General features: G+C 70.9%; 4 protein-coding genes. All 4 read left to right on the top strand.

Going from position 1 to position 5,079, the window contains the following annotated elements; translation table 11 throughout:
- A partial coding sequence (locus tag ACFV0G_RS09615; RefSeq protein WP_380544362.1) for a sugar nucleotidyltransferase occupies positions 1–412 on the top strand: 412 nt, incomplete at its 5' end.
- Complete coding sequence (gene rfbC, locus ACFV0G_RS09610) at positions 409–999, top strand: dTDP-4-dehydrorhamnose 3,5-epimerase (RefSeq protein WP_380544359.1); 591 nt, start codon at positions 409–411, stop codon at positions 997–999. The genes ACFV0G_RS09615 and rfbC, both read left to right, overlap by 4 nt.
- 1,181 nt (positions 1,000–2,180) lie before the next feature.
- Entirely contained in the window at positions 2,181–2,924 is a 744-nt protein-coding gene (locus tag ACFV0G_RS09605) for an IPT/TIG domain-containing protein (protein WP_380544356.1), read from the top strand.
- 124 nt (positions 2,925–3,048) lie between these two features.
- Positions 3,049–4,632 carry a beta strand repeat-containing protein gene (locus ACFV0G_RS09600; RefSeq protein WP_380544353.1) on the top strand — a complete coding sequence of 528 codons (1,584 nt, stop codon included), beginning with the start codon at positions 3,049–3,051 and terminating at the stop codon, positions 4,630–4,632.
- Positions 4,633–5,079: the final 447 nt, after the last annotated feature.

Here is a 5,079-nt window from a genome sequence, read left to right as displayed (position 1 = left end):
GATCGAGGAGAAGCCCGAGAAACCGAAGTCGCGCTACGCGGTGCCGGGACTGTACTTCTACGACAACCGGGTGGTGGAGATCGCGCGCGGGCTGCAGCCCAGCGCCCGGGGCGAGTTGGAGATCACCGCGGTCAACGAGGCCTACCTGCGGACCGGTGAGCTCCAGGTGACCCGACTGGACCGCGGCACGGCCTGGCTGGACACCGGCACGTTCGTCTCGATGGTGCAGGCCTCGGAGTTCGTGCGGGTGATAGAGGAACGCCAGGGCTTCAAGATCGGCTGCATCGAGGAAGCCTGCTGGCGGGCCGGGCTGATCGACGACGGCCGACTGCGCACGCTGGCCGAGCCGTTGCTCAAAAGCGGGTACGGCCGGTACCTGCTGGACCTGTTGGACGAGGAGAACGAGCGGTGAAGTTCCGCGAGTCGCTGATCGAGGGCGCCCTCGAGATCACCCCACAGCTGCACGGGGATCCGCGCGGCCTGTTCACCGAGTGGTACCGCTTCGACCGGCTGGCCGAACTGGTGGGCCACCCGCTGCGCCTGGCCCAGGGGAACCTCTCGGTCTCGGCCCGCGGCGTGGTGCGCGGCATCCACTTCGCGGACGTGCCGCCCGGCCAGGCCAAGTACGTGACCTGTGTGCGCGGTGCGGTGCTCGACGTGGTGGTCGACCTGCGGGTCGGCTCGCCGACGTTCGGGCGCTGGGAGGGCTTCCGCCTGGACGACGTGGACCGGCGCGCGGTGTACGTCCCGGAGGGGCTGGGGCACGGCTTCTGCGCGCTGAGCGACGACGCGACGCTCTCCTACCTGTGTTCGGAGACGTACAACCCGACCGGTGAGCACGCGGTGCACCCGCTCGACCCGGACCTGGGCATCGAGTGGCCGGCCGAGGCGCCGCAACTGTCCGCCCGGGACGAGGCCGCGCCGTCGCTGGCCGAGGCCCTGGCCGGCGGGCTGCTGCCGTCGTACGAGGCCTGCCGGGCGTACACCGCCGGGCTCTGAACGAACGGCCCGGCCCGGGCGCGCGTCTCGCGCCCCCGGGCCGAGCCACCGCGCCTCCCGGACGCAGGCGCCGTCTGCCGGCTGTGGTGCGCGATGCCGGCGACGGTGCCGGTGCTCCTGGTCGAGGTTGACCACCGGAAAGGAGGAGCGGGAGTGGTGCCTCCCTGCCGCAACCCCTGCGTGCGCCCCTCTTGGACGAGCGGGTGAGGGTGCGAGCAGGTCCCGGGGCGACGACGGACCGTGTACCGGCTGCCCATGGCCGACGCTGACCGCCGTGCGTGCCACGAAGCCGCAGGCGAGTGGGCCGCTGCCGAGATCGCGGCCACCCGGAATTGATGAGATGACGTTCCCGGTGGCGCCGCTCCTGTTGCTGAGTCCCGTCCGGCGCTGAAGCAATCTGCCGATGGTACTGCTGGACAAGCGGGCCAGTGTCGGCCGCGTTTGGACAAATTGGGCGAGCAGCTCATCCGCGTTGAAAGGACGTCATGCATTGCTGGCCCTCCACCCCGTGTCCACCGTTCCCCACCAGGGCCGGAGCCGCAGTCAGCAGCCGATCGCGATGATTCGGTCGGGCTCCGCCAATTCCCGGTTGTTCGGTTGCGTTCCGTCCCCGGGGGGTGGCAGCCGACTTTCCGGCGCTCTGCCATTCGGGTGGTGCTTCGTCAGAACGGTTGTCGGGGCCATAACACGACTGGGTTACTGTACGTACCCGGAGGACAGCCCGTCCGTATCCATGCGCAGGAACGGCAGCGGGACGCCCTCGGCATCGGGATCGGCCTTGTCGGCGGGAGCCGTGACGGGCCTCCCTCAGGACGGGTGGATCCGCTCGCTGGTACGGCGGGTCCGTCCCCGGCCGACCATGTCCGCCGCTGTTGTCGGAGGCCGTGACGTGGTCGGTTGGCATCCATCCATCCACCCTCACCTCTGCTCGACGGCCTGAGTCAAGGAACCGTCATCAGGCGGCCTGCCCGCACGGCGCCCACTCCGCTCCGAGCCGACGTGGCCACGTCGGCTGAAATTCTCATGAGCCCAGGCGGCCGTTGGGCCACCAGATTCCAGGATCCGGGGCACGCCCAAGTCCACGGCAGCGCGACGTCCGTCCGCTGTCGGACGCCGTGTCGCGCTGTCAGCCGTGGACTGCCTGCATCCGCCCACCCAGCCAGTGCCCTCAGGAGGCAACCATGCCCATCAGCCCGAACCAGGGATCCACCGCAGGCGGGACGACGGTGACCATCACCGGCACCAACCTGGCCGGCGCCACCGCCGTCAAGTTCGGCACCAAGCCGGCCACCATCACCGCCAACACCCCCACGCAGGTCACCTGCATCTCGCCCTCCGGCTCCGGCACGGTCGGTGTCACGGTCACGACCGCCGGCGGCACCAGCAACCCGCTCTCGTTCTTCTACATCGGCGCTCCGTTCAAGTCCTCGCTGAGCGAGACGTCCGGACCCACCGCGGGCGGGAACAGCGTCACCATCACCGGCACCGGCATGGCCACCGCGAACTCGGTCCAGTTCGGTGCCAACAGCGCGACCCCGACCGTCATCTCGGACAGCCAGATCAGCGTCACCGTGCCCGCCGGCGTGTCCGCCGGCACGGTCAGCGTCAGCGTCACCACGGTCGGCGGCACGAACAACGGGTTCTCCTACAGCTACGTGGACGCGCCGACCGTCAGCACCATCACCCCGTCCTCCGGGCCGACTTCCGGCGGCACTGGGGTGACCGTCACCGGAACCAGCCTCTCCACCACCCAGTCGGTCACCGTCGGCGGCACCGCGGCGCCGTTCTCGGTGGTGAGCGACACCACGCTGTCGGTCGTGACCCCGCCCGGGACGGCCGGCGCGAGCGACGTGGTGATCACCACCACCGGCGGCAGCGCCACGTCCGTCGGCGGCTTCACCTACGTCTCCGGCCCCGGCATCTAACCCATCCCCGGCGTGTCCGCTCCCCTGGAGCGCGCAGTACCCGCCGCCCGGGCGGAGACCCATCCCTCCTCCCGGGCGCTGCCGACAGACCACAACGGCCACCCATCCCGCAGAAAGGAACGCTATGGGCGCTTCCAAGGACTCGCACCCGTCCTCCGGCCCCGCGGACGAAACCTCGCCCGCGCCGAGCATCACCACCGTCCTCCTGGCGTCGCCGCCCGCGCTCTCCTCCCTGGCACCAAGCCAAGGGCCTGCCGCGGGCGGGACGGTCGTGACCCTGACCGGCAGCAACCTCACCGGGGCGACCGCGGTCACCTTCGGCAGCACCGCAGCCGCCTCGTACACCGTCGTTTCCCCCACCCAGATCACTGCCACCGCACCCCCCGGCGCCGCCGGGCCGGTGCATGTCGCAGTCACCACCCCGGGCGGCACGAGCAACGAGCTGGCCTACTTCCTCCTCAACGCTCCGACATTGACGGCCGTCACCCCAAGCCAGGGGCCGGGCGGTTCGGTGGTCCTGACCGGTACGAATCTCCTCGCGGCGAGCGGCGTGAGCTTCGGCGGTACGCCCGCCGTCTCGTTCTCGGTGATCTCCAGCACCCAGATCAGCGCCCTCGCGCCGGTCGGCAGCGGCACGGTCGCCATCACGGTCACCACGCCGGGCGGCACCAGCAACGGCGTGTCCTTCGCCTATGTACCGAGCCCCAGCCTCACCGCCGTGGCGCCGCTCCAGGGAGCGACCGCGGGCGGGACGGTCGTGACCCTGACCGGCACCAACCTCACGGGTGTCACCGCCGTCGCCTTCGGCACGGCCCCCGCGACCTCCTTCACGGTCGTCTCTCCCACCCAGATCACCGCCGTCGTGCCGTCGGGAACGGCCGGACCGGTCCAGGTCTCGGTCACCTCTCCCGGCGGCACCAGTGGAGGTCTCGCGTACTACTACGTCAGTGGGCCGACGCTCACGTCCGTGACACCGGGTCAGGGACCGACCGCGGGCGGCACCACGGTGACGCTGATCGGCGCCAACTTCAGCACCACCACTGCCGTCACCTTCGGCACGGCCCCGGCCGCGTCCTTCAGCGTGACCTCCGCCACCCAGATCATCGCCGTCGCACCGGCCGGCACGGCCGGACCGGTGCAGATCAAGGTCACCTCGTTTGGCGGCACCAGCAACGGCCTGGCGTACTTCTTCCTGAACGCGCCGACGCTCACGTCCGTGGCACCGGGTCAGGGGCCGACCGCGGGCGGCACCACGGTGACGCTGATCGGCACCAACCTCAGCAACGCCACCGCCGTCACCTTCGGCAGCACCGCCGCCACCTCCTTCACCGTCGTCTCCGCCACCCAGATCACCGCCGTCGCACCGGCCGGAACCGGCACGACCAACGTCACAGTCACGACCCCCGGGGGCACCAGCAACGGCCAGCTCTACACCTACCTGGCGGCACCGACGCTCACGTCCATCAACCCGGTGCAGGGTGCGCTGTCAGGCGGCACCACGGTGACGCTGATCGGTACCAACCTGACCAACGCCACCACCGTCACCTTCGGCAGTACCGCCGCCACCTCCTTCACCGTCGTCTCCGCCACCCAGATCACCGCCGTCGCACCGGCCGGAAGCGCCGGCGCGGCCCAGGTCACCGTCACCACCCCCGGCGGCACCAGCAACAGCCTCACCTACACCCGGGTTCAGCCCCCCGCCATCTGACGGGAGAGAACCGCCAGGGCCACGATGCTCAGCTTCCCTGCTCTGACCGTCGTGCCTCGGGATGACGTCGAACCCCTGGGCCGCTGCAACGGAACCGCCCTGTCCGAGACGGTCTTCGAGCTGCGCTTCCACCGCCCACCCGGCCATCTCCCACTTGCGGACCGGAGCCGCGAAGGAGACCACATCTGATGGCAACTCAGATACTTTCCCCAAACCCACGTACTGCCGTGCAACACCCGGCAGGGCTCAGGGGTGTCCGGCCGCGGGGGCGTTCCTTCCGGACCCCATTCCGCCGGTGGCCCCCGCGTCACCGGGGAGCTGGCCGGGCGGTGCTCCCGCCGCCCCCGGCCCGGGGCGCGGACGCCCGGGGCGGGGGCGCGGGCGGCGCGGCGAGGGTGGGTGGGGCTGGTGGCGAGCGGGAGAGTGTGGGTGTGAGCGAGAGTGTGG

Source organism: Kitasatospora sp. NPDC059571 (assembly GCF_042735675.1).
Classification (GTDB): domain Bacteria; phylum Actinomycetota; class Actinomycetes; order Streptomycetales; family Streptomycetaceae; genus Kitasatospora.
This window is presented reverse-complemented; position numbering and strand designations above follow the sequence as displayed.